The sequence below is a fragment of the Bradyrhizobium lablabi genome (assembly GCF_001440475.1).
Taxonomy (GTDB): Bacteria; Pseudomonadota; Alphaproteobacteria; order Rhizobiales; family Xanthobacteraceae; genus Bradyrhizobium; species Bradyrhizobium lablabi.
Map to the genome: position 1 here is coordinate 1 of NZ_LLYB01000070.1, position 18,313 is coordinate 18,313.

17 protein-coding genes, 1 tRNA gene and 2 pseudogenes are annotated in these 18,313 nt (G+C 61.9%); 8 read left to right on the top strand and 12 right to left on the bottom strand.

Features of this window, described 5'->3' with window-relative positions; genetic code table 11:
• Positions 1-416: 416 nt before the first annotated feature.
• Positions 417-1,352: a PAS domain S-box protein gene (locus CQ14_RS17255; RefSeq protein ID WP_245320389.1), complete on the bottom strand. Its 936-nt coding sequence runs from the start codon at positions 1,350-1,352 to the stop codon at positions 417-419.
• Positions 1,353-1,633: 281 nt separating this feature from the next.
• Here CQ14_RS17255 and CQ14_RS42305 point away from each other — a divergent pair, with 281 nt between their 5' ends.
• Positions 1,634-2,224, top strand: a complete 591-nt coding sequence (locus CQ14_RS42305; protein ID WP_245320390.1) for an IS5 family transposase — start codon at positions 1,634-1,636, stop codon at positions 2,222-2,224.
• A 223-nt stretch (positions 2,225-2,447) separates the two neighbouring features.
• Here the strand turns inward: CQ14_RS42305 and CQ14_RS43630 are convergent, their stop codons facing one another.
• The 5 genes from CQ14_RS43630 to CQ14_RS17280 form a co-directional block, all read right to left on the bottom strand.
• Positions 2,448-2,600 carry a hypothetical protein gene (locus CQ14_RS43630; RefSeq protein ID WP_176721835.1) on the bottom strand — a complete coding sequence of 51 codons (153 nt, stop codon included), beginning with the start codon at positions 2,598-2,600 and terminating at the stop codon, positions 2,448-2,450.
• A 181-nt stretch (positions 2,601-2,781) separates the two neighbouring features.
• Positions 2,782-4,371, bottom strand: coding sequence for a sulfite reductase subunit alpha (locus tag CQ14_RS17265; RefSeq protein WP_057859060.1), 1,590 nt, complete (start codon positions 4,369-4,371; stop codon positions 2,782-2,784).
• The gene (locus tag CQ14_RS17270; protein WP_057859093.1) at positions 4,368-6,152 is read right to left on the bottom strand and encodes a NirA family protein; all 1,785 of its coding nucleotides are present in this window, start codon (positions 6,150-6,152) and stop codon (positions 4,368-4,370) included. The genes CQ14_RS17265 and CQ14_RS17270 overlap by 4 nt, the downstream gene beginning before the upstream one ends.
• A 351-nt stretch (positions 6,153-6,503) precedes the next feature.
• Positions 6,504-7,670: a CmpA/NrtA family ABC transporter substrate-binding protein gene (locus CQ14_RS17275; protein ID WP_057859061.1), complete on the bottom strand. Its 1,167-nt coding sequence runs from the start codon at positions 7,668-7,670 to the stop codon at positions 6,504-6,506.
• Entirely contained in the window at positions 7,667-8,257 is a 591-nt protein-coding gene (locus tag CQ14_RS17280) for an ANTAR domain-containing response regulator (RefSeq protein ID WP_057852587.1), read from the bottom strand. The genes CQ14_RS17275 and CQ14_RS17280 overlap by 4 nt, the downstream gene beginning before the upstream one ends.
• A gap of 241 nt (positions 8,258-8,498) precedes the next feature.
• On the opposite strand from CQ14_RS17280, the gene CQ14_RS17285 reads away from it, so the two are divergent.
• From CQ14_RS17285 to CQ14_RS17305, 5 genes are all read left to right on the top strand, one after another.
• On the top strand, positions 8,499-8,744 hold the full coding sequence (locus CQ14_RS17285; RefSeq protein WP_057859062.1) for a hypothetical protein: 246 nt from the start codon (positions 8,499-8,501) through the stop codon (positions 8,742-8,744).
• Between the two features lie 80 nt (positions 8,745-8,824).
• A complete protein-coding gene (rimO, locus tag CQ14_RS17290; protein ID WP_057859063.1) occupies positions 8,825-10,144 on the top strand; it encodes a 30S ribosomal protein S12 methylthiotransferase RimO in 1,320 nt (439 codons plus the stop codon).
• A 30-nt stretch (positions 10,145-10,174) separates the two neighbouring features.
• Entirely contained in the window at positions 10,175-10,465 is a 291-nt protein-coding gene (locus tag CQ14_RS17295) for a hypothetical protein (RefSeq protein WP_057859064.1), read from the top strand.
• 255 nt (positions 10,466-10,720) lie between these two features.
• Positions 10,721-11,917, top strand: coding sequence for an acetylornithine transaminase (locus CQ14_RS17300; RefSeq protein WP_057859065.1), 1,197 nt, complete (start codon positions 10,721-10,723; stop codon positions 11,915-11,917).
• 131 nt (positions 11,918-12,048) lie between these two features.
• Positions 12,049-12,125, top strand: a tRNA-Arg gene (locus CQ14_RS17305).
• A 93-nt stretch (positions 12,126-12,218) separates the two neighbouring features.
• On the opposite strand, the gene CQ14_RS17310 is transcribed toward CQ14_RS17305, so the two are convergent.
• From CQ14_RS17310 to CQ14_RS46390, 4 genes and pseudogenes are all read right to left on the bottom strand, one after another.
• Entirely contained in the window at positions 12,219-13,193 is a 975-nt protein-coding gene (locus tag CQ14_RS17310; RefSeq protein ID WP_057859066.1) for a quinone oxidoreductase family protein, read from the bottom strand.
• A gap of 72 nt (positions 13,194-13,265) precedes the next feature.
• A complete protein-coding gene (locus CQ14_RS17315; protein ID WP_057859067.1) occupies positions 13,266-14,000 on the bottom strand; it encodes a TerC family protein in 735 nt (244 codons plus the stop codon).
• A pseudogene (locus CQ14_RS46385) lies at positions 13,997-14,403 on the bottom strand (CDP-alcohol phosphatidyltransferase family protein); the annotation flags it as partial. The gene CQ14_RS17315 and the pseudogene CQ14_RS46385, both read right to left, overlap by 4 nt.
• Before the next feature lie 53 nt (positions 14,404-14,456).
• Positions 14,457-14,733, bottom strand: a pseudogene (locus tag CQ14_RS46390) (phosphatidylcholine synthase); the annotation flags it as partial.
• A 134-nt stretch (positions 14,734-14,867) separates the two neighbouring features.
• Here CQ14_RS46390 and CQ14_RS17325 point away from each other — a divergent pair.
• Complete coding sequence (locus CQ14_RS17325; protein WP_057859068.1) at positions 14,868-16,058, top strand: UbiH/UbiF family hydroxylase; 1,191 nt, start codon at positions 14,868-14,870, stop codon at positions 16,056-16,058.
• Positions 16,059-16,145: 87 nt separating this feature from the next.
• Here CQ14_RS17325 and CQ14_RS17330 read toward each other — a convergent pair whose 3' ends face one another.
• Positions 16,146-17,099 (bottom strand): AEC family transporter, encoded by a 954-nt coding sequence (locus CQ14_RS17330; protein WP_057859069.1) that lies wholly within the window; start codon positions 17,097-17,099, stop codon positions 16,146-16,148.
• Between the two features lie 123 nt (positions 17,100-17,222).
• Here CQ14_RS17330 and hspQ point away from each other — a divergent pair, with 123 nt between their 5' ends.
• Positions 17,223-17,555 (top strand): heat shock protein HspQ, encoded by a 333-nt coding sequence (gene hspQ, locus CQ14_RS17335; protein ID WP_027537766.1) that lies wholly within the window; start codon positions 17,223-17,225, stop codon positions 17,553-17,555.
• Between the two features lie 90 nt (positions 17,556-17,645).
• Here the strand turns inward: hspQ and CQ14_RS17340 are convergent.
• Positions 17,646-18,313: invasion associated locus B family protein (locus CQ14_RS17340; protein WP_063800374.1), on the bottom strand; the 668-nt coding region annotated here is incomplete at its 5' end.

The window sequence follows — 18,313 nt, forward strand, 5'->3', positions numbered from 1 at the left end:
ACTGCATTGGGGGCGCCCGCGGTCGCGGACCGACTTCTTCAACGGTATCGGTCAAAATGCGACATCGCGCAGACTTACGGCCACTTCTGCTTTGCTCCCGAAGGCGGACATCGTCCGGCCCGCTCCGCATGTCCGTTGAGGGCCGATAGTGTTGATAAAGTCCTTTTTGACTGACGATCGAAATTTTTTAGGACTGCTCATGCGTTCCGCATTCGGCGATGTGAGGGACCGTCTCCTTTTACACAAAACGATCACGGACCTCCGTAGCACCGCTACAGAGCGTTGCAGCGGTAGCGACGTCTAAAAATTAAACATCGCGAGATTTCCGAGGCTGATCGATTTTCGACTTTTGCAACAGTATCGGCCATGAGGAGAAGTTGCCGGCTGAGAGCAGCGAAGCCAACCTCGATTGGGATTTACGTCGGAACGGCGATTTCGCAAACTAGCCCTTCCGCGCGCCAGTCAAAGAGCACCTTGCCACCAAGTGGGCTGATCGTTCCTTCGATGAGGCGACTACCAAAGCCCTTGCGTTCGGGCGCATTTACCCTCGGACCGCCCAATTCGGTCCAGCGGAGCATTAGCTGTCCATCCTCGGTGCGCGACCACGCCAATCCAATCCGGCCTTTCGCGTTAGATAGCGCTCCATATTTGGCAGCGTTGGTCGCTAATTCATGCAAAACCACAGCAATCGCCTGCGCAGCGGTGGGTTCTAATACGATTTGCAGACCCTCCATCACAATCCGCTTTTCGTGGCGTTCTTGGAGATAAGGGGCGAGCTCCTGCTTGGCGATCGCCGAGAGTTCGGCTCCTATCCACCGCGTTTCAACAAACAGCGAGTGAACATTTGCCATCGCTTGGATGCGCCCGCTGATCACTTCCTTGAGGCGCTCGGAGGTGTCGGACTGAGAAAGATTGATGATTGCCTGTACGTTCGCGAGGATGTTCTTGCTTCGGTGCTCCGCCTCGCGAGCCAGAATGCTAATCTGCTCCTGAGTTCGCTTGTGCTCGGTAATATCTCTAGCAATCTTTGATGCGCCAATGATGTTGCCGTGGGCATCTTTGACGGGAGAAACGGTCAGCGAAACGACGATTGAGCTACCATCCCTACGTCGCCGAACAGTCTCAAAATGGTCGAGGCGCTCACCTCGTCGGATGCGGGTTAAAATCTCGCGTTCTTCGCTTTGTCGGTCCTCCGGGATCACAAGTGTAATAGGCTGGCCGATCGCCTCGGCGGCCAAATAGCCGAAGATGCGCTCGGCCGCCTTGTTCCAGCTTGTAATAATGCCGTCCAGATTTTTGCTAACGATCACGTCGTCGCTAGATTCAACTATGGAGGCCAGTAGATTGGCCAAGCGCTCGGCACGTTCCAGGGCTGGCTCGCTGACGAGAGGTTCGCGTTGAAGTCCCGGCTCTCTTCTAGGCGCCAATAGGCCCCCCAAACCCAGATGTTGCACTGCCGTTGGTGCCCCAATCATAGCACCGAACGCAAAGGCAAGAAGGTCTCCATTGGCACGGTTTCAGCGGAAATTGTCGGTCCCCTTCTACTCCGTAAGCGTCCAACCGGGGCCTGCCCGGAAGCGTTGCGTCTGGACAGACCGCCGTGATTCAAACTCCCGAACTGGAGGCTCGAATCGTGCAATACGAACTCACCGACGGGGAGTGGGCTGCCATCAAGCCCATGCTGCCGAACAAGCCGCGTGGCATTCCACGGGTTAATGACCGCCGTGTACTCAATGGCATCTTCTGGATCTTGCGCTCCGGAGCGCCTTGGCGTGCCCGAGGCGTTTGGTCCGTACACCACCTGCTACAACCGATTTGTTCGGTGGCGGTGGGCTGGTGTCTGGAGCCGCATCATCGAGGCACTTGCCGGTGCCCAGATGCCGCTGTCCAGATGATCGATACCTCCGTTGTCCGCGTGCATCAGCATGGGGCCTGCATCACAAGGAACCAGCGCCAATCGATGGGAAGGTCACGCGGTGGCTTGACCAGCAAAATTCACGCGGTGGTCGATAGCAATGGTCTGCCGGTACGGCTGGCGTTGAGCCGCGGCGAGGTGCACGACGTTCGACTTGTCGGAAAACTGCTCTCTCGTCTGAAGTCCGGGTCAACGCTGCTTGCTGACCGTGGCTATGACGCCGACTGGATAAGAGAGCTCGCCATGAAGAAGGGCGCTTGGGCCAATATCCCCGCCGAAAAGCAATCCCAACGATCCGATTTGCTTTAGTCCTTATCTCTACCGCGCTCGCAACCAGGTCGAGCGGCTCTTCAACAGGATCAAACAGTGTCGTCGGGTGGCGACGCGCTACGACAGGCTCGCCCAACTACCTTGCCTTCGTCCAACTCGCATCTATCCGGCTATGGCTGGCTGCGCGTTGTCAGTCCGCGCCATCTAGAAAGAAACGTAGGGTTGGCAAAGCGAAGCGGGCTCGCCATTCCCGCGGATAATCTTAGAACGGGTGAACCGACAGCGTGCCGAACACGATGGCGGCAATGAGCGCGAACGCGCTGTAGAGCGCGGCGGTATGAAAGCCGGTACCGGAACGGCGGGACACCGAGCGTGCGTAAAGGTGCAGGCGGGCTTCCGCCGATAGTTCGCGCATTGTCGATCTCCAACGCAGCATGGAGTGCATATGGAATATCGATCGTGCTCCGATGCAAGATGTCCGCGGAAATAGCGATATGGACGCTTCTGAGCGCACCATTTCGAGGGGAAAATTCCTCTCCCCCCGATCAGAGCGAGAATATTATTCGCGGCCGATTTGAGCCGGTTGGAACCCGGATTTAGTAAACGTCCTGCTGGAACCGGCCGTTTTTCTTCAGTTCGCCGACAAAGCTGATGGCCTCGTCGGTGGTCCGGGCGCCGAATTGGGCGACGATATCGACCAGTGCGCGCTCGACATCCTTGGCCATCCGCTTGGCGTCGCCGCAGATGTAGACATGGGCGCCTTCGGCAAGCCACGTCCACACCTCGCGGCCGACCTCCCGCATGCGATCCTGGACATAGAATTTCTTGTCGCCGTCGCGCGACCACGCCAGCGACAAGCGCGTCAGCAGGCCGGCCGTCTTCATCCCGTTGAGTTCGTCGGCATAGAAGAAATCGCAATCGCTGCGCTGGTGGCCGAAGAACAACCAGTTCTTGCCGGGCGCGCCGGTTGAGCGGCGATCGAGCAGGAAGGCACGGAACGGCGCGATGCCCGTGCCGGGTCCGACCATGATGATCGGCGTTTTGGGATCCTGCGGCAGCGCAAAGCCGTGCGCCTTCTGTACGTAGACCTTGAGCTCGTCGCCGGGATTGATGCGCTCGGCAAGGAAGGTCGAGGCCAGTCCGAGCCGCCGGCGCTTGTTGATGACGTAGCGCACGCAGTCCACCGTCAGCGACAGCCTTCCGGGCGTGGCGTTGTGCGACGAGGAGATCGAATAGAGCCGCGGCTGCAGCGGCTCCAGCGCTTCGACAAAGGCTTCGGGATGCGGGCGGACGCGGGAGAATTTCTGCAACACCGCCATCACGTCGAGGGTTGCCGCATCGCCATCGGGATCCTCGCCCTGCGCCAATGCGCGGGCTTTCTCGCGCAGCGCGCCGCCGGTCAGATACGAGATCAGTTCGAACAGCGAATCCGGCGCAGGAGATAGCGAGACGTCGTCGAGCAATACTTCCCGCAGCGTCTTTCCCCTCACCTCCGTGGTATGGGAAGCGCCGAGCAGCGCGATGATCTGGTCGACCAGGCCGAGATCGTTGCGCGCAAAGATGCCGAAGGAATCGCCGACGACATAGTCGAGGCCGCATCCGGAGAGATCGAACTCGATATGCCAGGTTTCCTTTTCCGAGCCCTTGCCATTGAGCAATCGCCGCGACAGGAATTTTGCCGTCGCGGGATTGTCACGCGAGCGTCCAGGCTCCGCAACGACCGCCGCCGCAGCCGCGGCCGGCGCCGATGAGGGCGCTGCCGGCGCCTTGTCCAATTCCTCATACAGCGACTTCAGCATCCGCGCGGTTTCCTTGCCGCCGGGGACGCAGAGATTGAGCCGCGCTTCGCTCTTGTTCGCAATTGCTTCGGAATAGTTGTGGCAGTCGTAGCCGCACTGGCCGCAATCCTGCTGCGCCATCGCCGCCATCATCCGCCGCCGCAACGGGCGGCCTTCCGCTAGCTTCATGCGATCGCCCATCGGCATGGTCTGGTCGTGCCACGGCGCTTCGCCGTCATCGCCGTCACCGGCCCCCTGCATGACGGCAGCGCCCTGTTCGGCCGACAACGGCGTCGCATCCGACAGAAGTCCGGCAAAGAACCCGTTCAGCCATGAGCGCTGCGCTTCGGAGAATGGCGCGCTCGAGGGAATGATCTCGATCTTGGGCGCAGGCGTGATCTGGTTCATGACGACACCTCGGCATCGGCCAGCCTGCGCAGCGTCTCGCCGTCATGGCGGCGCGCAAAGGTCAGGAACGTTTCATCGGGTGATGCGCGATGGGCGAGATAGGCTTTCAGCAGTCGTTCGACCGTCTTCGGCGCATCCTCGGCCTTGAGGTCGTGATAGACCTCCTGCCCGACATCGGCATCGGGGCCAAAGCCGCCGCCGGTGAAGAGATGATAGCCCTCGACGGGATCGACATCCTCGCCGACATCCACTTTCGCCGCGATCAGGCCGATATCGCTGATGTAGTGCTGCGCGCAGGAATGATGGCAGCCGGTGACGTGGATGTTGATCGGCGTCTCGATGTTGACGCGCGGCTCGCACCAGTCGCCGATCTCGGCGGCATGGCGCTTGGTGTTCGATGCGGCAAACCGGCAACCGGCATTGCCGGTACAGGCGATCAGTCCGGCGCGGATTTGCGAGGCCTCGACCGCAAGCCCGATCTTGCGGATGGCGGCGATCGCAACCTCAATGTTCTCGTCGCGGACGCCCGGGATCAGCAAGTTCTGCCATACGGTCAGCCGAATATCTCCATCGCCGAAATCCTGCGCGATTTTGGCCAGCCCCCGCATCTGCTCGCAGGTGACCTTGCCGAGCGGCAGCGAGACGCCGATCCAGTTCAGCCCCTCCTGCTTCTGCCTGTGCACGCCGATATGCGCCATGCGGTCGAAGGCCGGTCGCGGCACGAGCGCATCCGGCGGCACGCGGTTGAAGGCGTAGCCGAGCCGCTCTTCGACGAGCTTGAGGAATTTGTCGTGCCCCATCCCGTCAAGCACGTATTTCAGCCGCGCCTTGTTGCGGTTGGTGCGGTCGCCGAGATCGATGAAGATGCGCACGATGGCATCGGCCACTTTGGTCGCGTCGGCCGGCTTGACGATGATGTCGGTGTATTTCGCAAAATCCTTGTGACCGGTGATGCCGCCGATCCCCAGACGAAACCAGATGCCGGGCTCGGCGCCAAACCCGTCCCTCACCTCGACCGCCGTGAACGCGATATCGTTGGTCTCTTCCAGCACGGCGATCTTGCCGGCGCCGTCGAAGGCGACGTTGAACTTGCGCGGCAGGCCGTAGAGCGAGCGGTCGTTGAGGATGTGATAGTGCCACTCGCGGGCATATTCGCGGGTGTCGAGCAACTCCTGCGGGTCGATGCCTGCCGTCGGCGTGCCCGTGACGTTGCGGATGTTGTCCGCGCCGGTGCCGCGCGAACAGAGGCCGAGGTCCTGGATGCCCTCGATCAGCGCTACCGCATGCTTGGGCGGGATTTCCCGCACCTGCAAATTCGCCCGCGTGGTGACGTGGCAGAACGGCCCGCACAGCCGCTCGGCGAGATCCGCCAATCCCGCAAACTGCCAGTGCTTCAGGATGCCGTTCGGAATCCTTAGGCGGCACATGTAGGAATCCTGCGCCGGCGCGACGTAGAACAGCCCGTAATAGCGCCAGCGGAAATTGTCCGCAGGATTGGGCGGCGCATTGTCGAGCGCCTGCTGCTTCAGCCGCGGATAGGCATCGAACGGATGCTCCTCGCGCTTGAATTTCTCCTGGTCAGCGAGTTTCTTGCCAGAGGCCGTGATCTTGTCCTGCGCCTTGATGTGCGCCGCATCCGGGCCGGTCGGTTCGGCGTTCGCCTTGCCCGCGTTGCCGCCCAGGCCGCGCCCGACCCGGCTGATCTGCAGGCCGGTGGTAAAGCCTTCGAGATAGCGCTTCTGTTCGTCGGTAAAGTCGACTGTGAGTGTTTCGATTTTCATGCGCGACGAAACTCCTGCGGCCACGATCGGTGGCGTCAACGAATGGGGATGGACCGCCCTAAAAATCGGCTCGGCGTCGCGCCGGGCTTTGATTCTGACATGCGGTCCGGACCAGCCTCGTTGCTGCGGAAATCCATCTTGGACGTGGTCGGCAAGCATCCACGACGAACCGACCGCACTGCACCATACAAGTTGCGTGCCAGACGGATTCGCAGAAAATTTCGTGGAATTTCAGTCTGTTCCGAGGGTAGCCTCGAAACTATGAAGCAAGCTTCATTGTTGTCTCGCGGGCATATTGCTCAAAAACCAGCCAACGCGAGATTCTGCCCAATATTGCTTCAGCCGATCGGCTCAGGGCCGCCAATGCCCAATCTTGAAAGCCGCCAGATGCCCGGCGATGTCGCCGGGATCAAACGCGGGACCGGCGAAGGCACCGATGGCGTCGGAAACGGCGGAGGCCTTACCCTGATGCCCCATGGCGGCGTCATAGAGCTCCGGCCTGAAGACCTCCATGGCGGTCCGCAGCGCCTCGGGACGCATCGCCGTCTGTCCCCAGCGCACCATCTGGGCGTAGAGCCAGGCGGCCTGCGCCGGATCGGGCCGGCCTGCCCCCTCGCGCCCGACCAGCAGATAGCGGCCGCTCTCGCGCCACTGGCCGTCGGGCGAAATCTTCAACCGGCCGTCGAGGGTCCGTTGGATCACCTCGGCACCGACGCCGAGCCGGTCGGGCCGCGCCAGCACATGGGCCGCCTCGGCGCGGTTTCCGGGATCCTCGATGTATTCGGCGGCATGGGCGGCCGCCCGGATCAGGGCGGCGAGCACCTCGGAATTCTTTTCCGCCCACTTTTCCCTGACCGCGAGAACCTTTTCTGCCGCGCGCACGAGGATATCTGAGACGAAATGCAGGATGTGGCCGACGCCGAGATCGACCGCGACCGAGTTCCAGGGCGCGCCGACGCAGAACGCATCGACATGGCCATTGGCGAGGCTGTCCACCATGTAGGGCGGCGGCAGCACGACCAGGCGAACATCCTCGTCAGGATCGACCCCGCCTGCCGCCATCCAGAACCGGAGCTGGTAATTGTGGGTGGAGAACGGAAACGTCATGCCGAACGTCAGCGGTTCCGCGCCGCTCTTGCGCCGGGCAGCCACCACACGTGCGAGCGCCAGCGCGGTAGCCATGGGATCGAGGGCGTCGCCGTCGATCTCGCCCATGATCGCGGCATGCAGCCCCGGCGACACCGTGATCGCATTGCCATTGAGGCCCAGATTGAACGGCGCCACGATCGGCACCCTGACGTGGCCAAGCCCGAGGCTCGAGGCGATAGCCACCGGCGCCAGCAGATGCGCCGCGTCGAACATGCCGATATTGAGCTTGTCGCGGACATTGGACCACGACACTTCCCGCACCAGGGTAACGTCGAGCCCCTCGGCGGCGGTAAAACCCTTGTCGACGGCGATGATCAGCGCGGCCGCATCGACCAGCGGAATGAAGCCGATATGCAGCGGTGTTTTCATTTCAACAGCTCCGACGCGGTCAGGATCGACTGCGCGATCTCGCCGATCTTCTTTTTCTCGCGCATCGCAGTCGAGCGCATCAGCACATAGGCCTCGTCTTCGGTGAGGCCCTTCACCTTCATCAGGATTCCCTTGGCGCGGTCGATCACCTTGCGCTCCTCGAGCGCGGACTTGGTGCGGTCGAGTTCGTCCTGCAGCTTGGAGAAGGCGTTGAAGCGCGAGATACAGAGGTCGAGGATCGGCTTGATCCGCTCCTTTTTCAGACCGTCCACGATATAGGCGGAAACGCCGGCGTCGACGGAGGCCTGGATCGAGGCCGCATCGCTCTGGTCGACGAACATGGCGATCGGCCGCCGCACCGCGCGGCTGACCTGGAACATCTGTTCCAGAACGTCGCGGCTGGGATTTTCCAGATCGATCAGGATGACGTCGGGGTCGAGCGCATAGATTCGGGCCAAAAGGCTCTGCATTTCGCTGATATGCACGACGCCGGTAAAGCCCGCCTCCCGCAACCCCTCTTCCAGGATTGCGGCCCGGATCGGGCTTTCGTCGACAATCACGATTTTCGGCGACGACTCAGCGCTCATCGGTCAACCTTTAACCCGGCAGGGCTTCCATAGCACGGAAGACCGTCGCGCAAAGCCTTGTAATTGTGAGTAATTGGGACTAGTTCGTGCCCATCCATCAGGCAGATTTAGAGATATGCAACAGGCCGCAGCGCCCAAGATCAGCTTTGTTTCGCTTGGGTGCTCCTGAGACAACGAATGTAAACTTTTGAACCGTCCACTCACTCCCAAAGAAAAATGACACAGGTCATGAGTTCTGAAAATGGCGATGGACTCAGAAATTGAGCGGCTGATCCAGCGATTTGTGTCCGGTACGGACTGCTCAATCTGTGCCGCGAACAAGATCGAGGTCGCCTTAGACGACGGTTTTCCCGACAATGACTATGTGCAACAGACTGTCGAAATGCTCGCGATGTATCGGCCTGGGGGTGGGCAATTCTTGTTCGATACGATTGCCATGAGACGACGACTAATTGAGACCATCGAGCACCTGCAGAAGACCGCTTAGGCTGAGGGCACATCCACGCCCGACAGCCATGGTTTAGATATATCACCTCAACAATCCAGACGTATCGACGAGCCGATTACATGGAAAGAGCGCCGCGTATTTCTTTTACCAGCCTCGGCTGCCCCAAGGCGCTAGTGGATTCCGAGCGCATTATCACCCGGCTGCGCGCCGAAGGCTATGAATTGGCCCGCAAGCATGACGGGGCCGATATCGTCATCGTCAACACCTGCGGCTTCCTCGACAGCGCCAAGCAGGAATCGCTTGGGGCAATCGGCGAGGCCATGGCCGAGAACGGCAAGGTCATCGTCACCGGCTGCATGGGCGCCGAACCCGAGCAGATCGAGGCGGCCTATCCCGGCGTGTTGTCGATCACGGGCCCCCAGCAATATGAGAGCGTGCTGGAGGCCGTGCACCGGGCGCTGCCGCCGGTGCATAATCCGCATCTCGACCTGGTGCCGCCACAGGGCGTCAAGCTGACGCCGCGGCACTACGCCTATTTGAAGATTTCTGAAGGCTGCAACAACCGCTGCAGCTTCTGCATCATCCCGAAACTGCGCGGCGATCTGGTGTCGCGCCCGGCCAACGACGTGCTGCGCGAGGCGGAACGGCTCGTCGCAGCCGGCGTCAAGGAATTGCTCGTCATCTCGCAGGACACCTCGGCCTATGGCGTCGACGTGAAGTATGCGGAAAGTCCGTGGAAAGACCGCCAGGTCCGCGCCAAATTCTTCGACCTCTCAAAAGAGCTCGGCGATCTCGGCGCCTGGGTCCGGCTGCAGTATGTCTACCCCTACCCGCATGTCGACGAAGTCATCGGCCTGATGACCGAGGGCAAGATTCTGCCCTATCTCGATATTCCCTTTCAGCATGCAAGCCCGGACGTGCTGCGGGCCATGAAGCGTCCCGCTGCGCAGGAAAAGACGCTGGCGCGGATCAAGAAGTGGCGCGAGGAGTGCCCTGATTTGACGCTGCGCTCGACCTTCATCGTCGGCTTCCCCGGCGAGACCGATTCCGACTTCGCCTATCTGCTCGACTGGCTCGAAGAGGCCGAGATCGATCGTCTCGGCTGCTTCAAGTATGAGCCGGTCGCGGGTGCCGCTTCCAACGCCATCGGCAACGCCGTGCCTGATGAGGTCAAGCAGGAGCGCTGGAACGCATTGATGGCGCGCCAGCAGAAAATCTCCGCCCGCCGCCTCAAGCGCAAGGTCGGCACCAGGCAGCAGATCATCATCGACGAAGTCGGCCCGACGGTCGCGAAAGGCCGTTCAAAGGCTGACGCGCCGCAGATCGACGGCGCGGTATATCTCTCCAGCCGACGCCCGCTGAAAGTCGGCGAGATCGTCACCGCGAAGATCGAGCGGTCCGATCAATACGATTTGCACGGCAGCGTCGCCGGATTTTGAGAGCTGCAACCTGGTGAGCCACAGCAACAGATGACTGAATATCGACCAGGGGCGCGAATCTATCTTTATCCCTGTGGCGGCCCTGGCGCGAAGCATCCGTTTACCCAAGGCACCTTCCGGGATTTGGAAGCTGAGAAGATCGTGCCCGTTCCCGGAATGCGGCTCGACTTCTATTGCGATGACGGCAACGACAAAGGTGAACGGGACTATCTGTTGTTTGTCGGCGTAATCGATCGGATTCCGGAGACGGACGAGTGGTATGCGGTGATTGATGGTGACCGCTTCTGGCATGAATCGGACGTCCAACCCGACAATCCGTAGAGCACTCGGCTTCCAAGTCGCTTGACATCCGTTGCCATCAGGCTGTATGGGCCATCGCCATGAAACTGAACCGGACCAACCGCCGCGCCTGCCTGCGTCGTCGCTCCAGCGACGATGGGTTGCGCCGTGTCCGACGACAACGCTGATCAGCTAGTTTCAGCCAAGTTTTCGAGAAGGCCGCACCCTCAAAAGTGCGGCCTTCTTGCGTTTCGGCCCACCTTTCACCCCAGCACCACCCACCCAGAGGAGATCGACATGACTGACGCCACCCATCCGTTCGACGCGCTGATGGAGATTACCGCTCGCCCGTCGGTGGTGTTCGTCCGCGGTGCGGGCTCCTATCTCTGGGACGACTCCCGCAAGCGCTATCTCGACTTCGTGCAGGGTTGGGCCGTCAATGCGCTCGGCCATTCGCCGCCCGCCGTTGCGGAAGCGCTTGCCGCACAGGCCAACCGGCTGCTGACGCCAAGTCCCGCCTTCTACAACGGTCCGAGCCTCAAGCTGGCGCAGGCGCTGGTGGAGAACAGCTGCTTCGATCGGGTTTTCTTCGCCAATTCAGGCGCGGAAGCCAATGAGGGCGCCATCAAGCTCGCGCGGAAATACGGCGCCAAATACAAGAACGGCGCGTTCAAAATCATCACCTTCGAAGGCGGCTTTCACGGCCGCACGCTCGCAACGATGTCCGCATCGGGCAAGAAGGCGTTCGAGCCGCTGTTCGAGCCGAAAGTATCGGGCTTCCGCAAAGCCAAGCTCAACGACCTCGATTCAGTGAAGGCGCTGATCTCGGACAACACGGTCGCCGTGATGCTGGAGCCGATCCAGGGCGAAGCCGGCGTCTGGCCGGCGAGCGATCAGTTCCTGAAAGAACTGCGGGCGCTGACCAAGGAGCACGGCCTGCTGCTGATCGTCGACGAGATTCAGACCGGCATGGGCCGAACCGGCAGGCTCTTCCACTACGAGCACGCCGGCATCGAGCCCGACATCATGACGCTCGGCAAAGGCATCGGCGGCGGCGTGCCGCTGGCCGCCCTGCTCGCTACCGAACATGCCTCCTGCTTCGAACACGGCGACCAGGGCGGCACCTTCAACGGCAATCCCTTGATGTGCGCGGCCGGACTTGCCGTGCTTGAGGAGGTGTCGAAGCCGGAATTCCTGAAAGCGGCGGCGGACGCCGGATTGTTTCTTGAAAGCGAGCTGCAAAAACTGTCTGCCCGGCATGGGCTTGGCGAGGTGCGCGGCCGCGGCCTGCTGTTGGCGCTCGATCTCAAACTGCCGATCGGCGCGTCGATCGTGGCCGAAGCCTTCGCGGACGGCGTGCTCATCAACTCGCCGCAACCCGATGCGCTGCGCTTCATGCCGGCGCTCAACGTCACGCGTGAGGAGATATCGCTGATGATCGATTGCCTCGACGCGATCCTGGTGAAGGCAGGTGCGGCACGTCGGGTGGCGTAACCTCAACCGTCATTGCGAGCGTAGCGAAGCAATCCACACTGTCCCAAGCGGAAGGATGGATTGCTTCGTCGCTTCGCTCCTCGCAATGACGGCTGAAACTACAGCCGCAGGGTCGCAGCCGATGATGGCATGGTCCCGTAGCTCAATTGGATAGAGCACCGCGTTGCGGACGCGAAGGTTCGAGGTTCGAGTCCTCGCGGGACCACCATCGTCATTGCGAGGAGCGAAGCGACGAAGCAATCCATCTATCCCCGTGCGGAGAGGTGGATTGCTTCGCTTCGCTCGCAATGACGGCGGAGCCTTACGGCCGCAGGATCGCAGCCCCCGTCGTCGCCCGGCTCTCCAGCTCGATATGCGCCTTGGCAGCATCCTTCAGCGCATAGGCATGGTTGATCGGCACATGCAGTTTGCCGTTGATGACGGCGGCAAACAGCGTGTCGGCGCCTTCGAGCAACTCCTTGCGGGTCGAGACGTAGTCGTTGAGCTTCGGCCGCGTCGCAAACAGCGAGCCGTGATTGTTGAGCTCGGCAAGCGGGAACGGCGGCACCGGGCCGGAGGCGTTGCCAAAGCTGACGAACAGGCCGCGTGGCCGCAGGCACGACAGCGAGCCCGGGAAGGTGGTCTTGCCGACGCCGTCATAGACGACGTCGCACAGCTCGTTGCGGCTGATCTGCTTCACCCGCGCGACGAAGTCCTCCTCGTTATAGAGGATGACGTGATCGCAGCCATTGGCGAGCGCGAGATCGGCCTTGGCCTTGGAGCCGACGGTACCGATCACATGGGCGCCCAGCGCCCGCGCCCATTGGCAGGCTAGGAGGCCGATACCGCCAGCGGCGGCGTGGATCAGCACGCGATGGCCCGGCTCGACCTTGAACGTCTTGTGCAGGAGGTACCAGACCGTCAGGCCCTTGAGCATGAGCACCGCGCCCTGCTCGTAGGTGATGTGGTCGGGCAGCTTGACCAGCTTGTCCGCAGGGATCACCCTCTCCGAGGCGTAGCCGCCAAGCGTGAAATAATAGGCTACGCGATCGCCGGGGTGAAAATTGGTAACGCCGGGTCCGACGGCCAGCACCTCGCCGGCGGCCTCGTTGCCGGCGATGAACGGCAGGCCGGGCGCCTTGTAGAGGCCGGTACGGAAATAGACGTCGATGAAGTTCAGGCCGACGGCGTGCTGGCGGATGCGTACCTCGCCCGCTGCAGGCGCCGCCACGTCCACATCTTCATACACCAGGGCTTCCGGACCCCCTACCTTGTGCACGCGCACGGCCTTGGTCATGACAGCCTCTCCCTCGGTATTCCCTCAAACGCCCAACCTGAAGGCAAAACGAAAGCCATTGCCGGCCGGATGTCAACTCCGGCTCCTGGCAGCCTTCTTGCGGTTGCGCCGGGCGAGCACATTGAACATTTCGACCGCGGCTGCAAACAACATGGCGAAATAGATGTAGCCGCGCGGAATATGGAATTTGAATCCATCCGCCACCAGCGCCACGCCGATCAGCACCAGGAAGGCCAAGGCCAGCATCTTGGTGGTCGGGTGATTGGCCACGAACCGGGCCACCGGACCCGACGAGACATACATGACGAAGCAGGCGATCACGACGGCCGCGATCATGACCTCCAGATCCTGCGCCATACCGATCGCGGTGATGATCGAATCCAGCGAGAACACGATGTCGATGACGATGATCTGCATGATCGCCCAGAAGAACACGCTGGCTTTGGGTTCGGCACCGGGCTCGCCATGGCTCGCCTCGACCTCGCCATGAATTTCGTGCGTCGCCTTCGCGATCAGGAAGGCGCCGCCGGCGACCAGGATGATGTCGCGCCATGAAAACTCGACGCTTTTGACCGTGATGATCGGCTCCGTCAGACCAATCAGCCACACCAACAGGCTGAGCAGCACGATGCGGAACACCAGCGCCAGCAACAGGCCGATCTGGCGCGCGCGCTTCGCCTGTTCGGGCGGGATGCGTGATACGATCACCGAAATGAAGATGACATTGTCGATGCCGAGCACGATTTCCAGCGCGGTCAATGTCAGCAGTGCGGCCCAGGCTTCCGGGCTCGTCAATAATTCCATCATGCTCTGAACGACTTTATTTGCCGGATCACCGCGTCGCTTCCCACAATGTAGGCGGCGATGGCGCAAAGCCCGAAGACGATCGGCGCGCCGACATCGAAGTCATAGGCGATCGTATACATTGCAAGCACGGCCCAGACCGCGACCAGCCAAAGGGTCAGCCAGCGCAGACGCACCACGCGGACCGGATGCAGGACGTGAAACGGGGCGAATGTCAGGGCGATCAGGATGGCTATTCCGAGAGTTGACAGGATCGGCGGCGGATGCAGCAAGAACAAATAAAACGCCGCCGCGTTCCACAATGCCGGAAAACCGCGGAAGTGGTTGTCCGACGCCTTCATGCGCCGATCCGCGAAATAAAGCGCGCTCGACACCACGATGCCGATGCCGAGCAGCGGCGCCGGCANCCGGCAACAGCAGGCCGCTCGCCGTAATCGCATAGGCCGGAACGAAGACGTNAGGTTACGAAATCGACGACGAGATCCAGCACCTCGCCCGACCAGTTCGGCTGCAGCCGCTCGACATCCAGTTTTCGCGCCAGCGGCCCGTCGATGGCATCGATGATCAGGGCAACGCCAAGCCAGCCGAACATGTTCGCCCAATGCTCGCGCACGGCCTCCAGCATCGCAAGCAACGCGATGCCCGCGCCCAGCGCCGTGAAAACGTGTACGGCGAATGCAGCGGCCCGCATTCGGCTGGTTGCAGGAGTGGAATCTGGCTCTGTGGTCTGGTCCATTGCTCCGGCAGTGCTATCAGGAATCGCTCCGATTTGCATATCGGCGCTTGCGGCGTTCCGCCGCGCGATTGGGCGGAAACATTTCGGCCGGTTGATGGCTTGAAAATGCCGGCCCGAACGTCAATTGTCCTGATATGAACGACGCATCTCAAATTTATGACGCCGCCGTGATCGGCGGCGGACCGGCTGGGTTGACCGCCGCCGTCGCGCTGGCAGCAACCGGCGCAAAGATCGCCCTACTCGCCCGCCGCGTGCCCTATGCCGACAACCGCACCACGGCACTATTGGGAGCATCCACCGACCTTTTGGAGCGGCTCGACGTCTGGCCGCGCTGCCGCGACAAGGCGGCTGCCCTGCGGACCATGCGCCTCGTCGACGATACCGGCCGGCTGATCCGGGCGCCGGAGGTGCGCTTCAGCTCGGACGAGATCGGTCTCGACCAGTTCGGCTACAACATCGACAACCGCTCGCTGATGGTTGCCCTGGAAGAACGCGCCGCCGGGCTTTCGAACCTGACCCGGTTTGACGACGAGGCTGTAACGATCGACCCGCAGGATGAGCTCGTTACTATCAGCACCGGCAAGAGCGACCAGCTCGCCGCGCGCCTCGTGATCGGCGCGGACGGACGGCAATCGCCCTCCCGCGAGGCGGCCGGCATCGCGGTCAGCCGCCGCGACCTGCATCAGTCGGCGCTGACCTTCAACATCTCCCATTCGCGGCCGCACCACGGCATCTCTACCGAGTTTCATACCGCGCAGGGCCCATGCGTATTCGTGCCCCTGCCCGGCAACCGCTGCAGCGTGGTGTGGGTTGCGGCAACCCGGGAAGCCGAGCGGCTGATGTCGCTCAGCGACGGCGAACTATCGGAGGCCGCGGAAAAACAGTCGCACTCCATTCTCGGCCGCGTCGAGGTCGAGGCCGGGCGCAACCTGTTTCCGCTGACGATCGAGCGTCCCGAGCTATTCGCCAGCCATCGTGTCGCGCTCGTCGGCGAATCCGCCCACGTGGTGCCACCGATCGGCGCGCAGGGCCTCAACATGGGATTGCGTGATGCGGCCGATATCGCCGACATCGCCGGCGATGCGCTCTCGCGCGGCGAGGATCCGGGATCACCGGCCGTGCTGACGCGCTATCAGTCCGCACGCCGGGCCGATGTGGCGAGCCGGCTGATTGCAATCGACGTCGCCAACCGCTCGCTGCTCAGCGATTTCCTGCCGATGCAATCGCTTCGTGCGGTGGGCATGCATTTACTTGGCTCGTTCGGTCCGTTGCGGCGGCTGGCCATGCGCGAGGGACTGGCGCCGACCTGGAAGCGCGTGAGCTAGCTCCAGACCAGCGTGAGGGCGGCGAACCTTGCTCCAAGCTACTTTGCATGGGGTTGTTTTCGCGATTTTGCATCTCCGCGCCACGCTTTACGGAAACACCAGCCGTCCGCTCTGGATGAACCACATCACGCTGGTCAGCGTGATCACGGAGGCAAAGGTCCCGATCAGGACGGCGACGGACGCCGGCTCGATCCAGGTGTTGTTCTGCCGGGCCATCACGAACACGTTCAGCGCCGGCGGCAGCGCCGCCATCAGGACGGCGGTCGCCGCCCAGGGCTGCGCGAACGGGCCGAACAGCAGCATCAGGGCGAACACGATCAGCGGATGGATCAGGAGCTTGATCGCGATCACGCCCGGTACCTCCCAGGGCACGCGGTCGAACGGCCGCAGCGCCACGGTCACGCCCAGCACGAACAGCGCCGTCGGTGCGGCGGCGTTCTGCAGAAACAGCAGCGTCCTGTCGATGGCGACCGGTAACCGGATGTGCAACGCCGCGGTGAGCGCGCCCGCCGCCGCCGACATGATCAGCGGATTGAGCACGATCTGTCGCGCGGCGACGCCAATCGCGTGCAGAAACGATGGATGGTCGCGATCGGTCAGCGCCATCAGCAGCGGCACGATCGTGAACAGGAAAATGCTGTCGCAACAGAAGATCAGCGCGGTCGGCGCCGCCGCCTTGGCGCCAAGTACCGCCAGCGCCAGTCCGGGACCCATATAGCCGATATTGCCGTAAGCGCCGGCAAGCCCCGCCATGGTGGCCTTGCGCAACGAGAGATCGCCGACGATCCGGCCAGCCACCATGGCAATCACGAAGGCGGATACGGTCGCCAGCGTTGTTGCGATCAGGAATGGCGGATTGTTCAGTTCGGAAAACGGCGTCTCCGACATGATCCGGAATAGCAATGCCGGCAGCGAGACGTAGAGCAGGAAGAAGTTCATCCAGCTAAGGCCCGATTCCGGCAGCCCCCGGGTCTTGCCGCAGGCGAAGCCGATAAAAATCAATCCAAAATAGGGAAGCGCAAGGTTGAGGATATCGACCATCTCGGAAGCGTCTTTTCGTCAGTGATTTCGGGGGGATGGCGCCGGAATTGGCCAATATACGTAAAGGTTAACTCGTTCTATTGCCCCTAGCATCGGCCACAATCATGGTCTATTCGACGGGACATGATCAAAGCGCGCACCGCCAAATTTCAGATCGGGCAGATCGTCCGCCACAGGGTGTTTTCATTCCGGGGCGTGATTTTCGACATCGATCCGGAATTCAACAATACCGAGGAATGGTGGTTGTCGATCCCCGAGGAGGTTCGGCCTCACAAGGATCAGCCGTTCTATCATCTGCTCGCGGAAAATTCGGAGTCCGAATACGTCGCCTATGTCTCGGAGCAGAATCTGTTGCCGGACGATTCCGGCGAGCCGATCCGGCATTCGCAGGTGGCCGAGATTTTCGTGAAGGACAAGTCCGGCGGCTATCGCCCGCGCAATCCGTCGCTGAACTAGCCGTCTTGTCCGCAACGAACTAGGGATCACGGCTCGCAATAAAAAAGGCGCCTGTTGGGGCGCCTTTTGTTTGTCGAACCGTTGCGGCTGTTACTTCGCCGCCGGATTGGCACCGCCCGGCGCGGCGCCCTCCAGCTTCTTGCGCTGCTCTTCAGCCCGCTTCTGCAGCTCTTCCTGCAGCTTCTTCTGATTTTCCTCGAACTGCTTCGGATCGGTCGGCGGACCGTCATAGGCCTTGGCGAATTCGCCGGCGAGCGGCAGCGGCAGCGTCAGCGGCGCGCCGTTGGAATTGATCGCCTGAACAACGAGATTCTGGCCCTTCTTCAGGCTGGCGATCAGCTCAGGGGTCGCCTCGTAGTCGGACATGCAGCCGTTCTGGAAGCAGATGACGTAGGGGCCCTGCAGCGGCGCATTGCTATCGACGATGATCCGGGTTCCGTGGACGAGTTGCATGCCGAGCGGCAGCGTCACGCGCAGCAGCTTTTTCGGCTCGCCTTCCGGCTCGATGATGACGGCGGCAATCACGGGCTGGCCCGACTCGATGCGGCCGTCCTTGCCGGTGAAGCAAACCTGCTTGGCGCCGGCTTCCTGCCCCTTGAGACAGAACTTGGTCCAGGGCGCGTAGATCAGCTGAACCTGCTGTTCCTGCGGCTGGGGAGCAGCTGCGGCGGGGGCGCCGGCTGCAGGGGCCTGCGGGGCGGGGGCCGGCCCCTTGGGAGCGGCCTTCGGAGCCGCTTTCGGAGCGGCGGGGGGCGGCG

Coding starts and splice junctions, on each gene's coding strand:
- CQ14_RS43630 (WP_176721835.1), bottom strand. CDS start 2,600: ATGCGCGAACTATCGGCGGAAGCCCGCCTGCACCTTTACGCACGCTCG.
- CQ14_RS17265 (WP_057859060.1), bottom strand. CDS start 4,371: ATGAACCAGATCACGCCTGCGCCCAAGATCGAGATCATTCCCTCGAGC.
- CQ14_RS17270 (WP_057859093.1), bottom strand. CDS start 6,152: ATGAAAATCGAAACACTCACAGTCGACTTTACCGACGAACAGAAGCGC.
- CQ14_RS17275 (WP_057859061.1), bottom strand. CDS start 7,670: ATGAAAACACCGCTGCATATCGGCTTCATTCCGCTGGTCGATGCGGCC.
- CQ14_RS17280 (WP_057852587.1), bottom strand. CDS start 8,257: ATGAGCGCTGAGTCGTCGCCGAAAATCGTGATTGTCGACGAAAGCCCG.
- CQ14_RS17285 (WP_057859062.1), top strand. CDS start 8,499: ATGGCGATGGACTCAGAAATTGAGCGGCTGATCCAGCGATTTGTGTCC.
- rimO (WP_057859063.1), top strand. CDS start 8,825: ATGGAAAGAGCGCCGCGTATTTCTTTTACCAGCCTCGGCTGCCCCAAG.
- CQ14_RS17295 (WP_057859064.1), top strand. CDS start 10,175: ATGACTGAATATCGACCAGGGGCGCGAATCTATCTTTATCCCTGTGGC.
- CQ14_RS17300 (WP_057859065.1), top strand. CDS start 10,721: ATGACTGACGCCACCCATCCGTTCGACGCGCTGATGGAGATTACCGCT.
- CQ14_RS17310 (WP_057859066.1), bottom strand. CDS start 13,193: ATGACCAAGGCCGTGCGCGTGCACAAGGTAGGGGGTCCGGAAGCCCTG.
- CQ14_RS17315 (WP_057859067.1), bottom strand. CDS start 14,000: ATGATGGAATTATTGACGAGCCCGGAAGCCTGGGCCGCACTGCTGACA.
- CQ14_RS17325 (WP_057859068.1), top strand. CDS start 14,868: ATGAACGACGCATCTCAAATTTATGACGCCGCCGTGATCGGCGGCGGA.
- CQ14_RS17330 (WP_057859069.1), bottom strand. CDS start 17,099: ATGGTCGATATCCTCAACCTTGCGCTTCCCTATTTTGGATTGATTTTT.
- hspQ (WP_027537766.1), top strand. CDS start 17,223: ATGATCAAAGCGCGCACCGCCAAATTTCAGATCGGGCAGATCGTCCGC.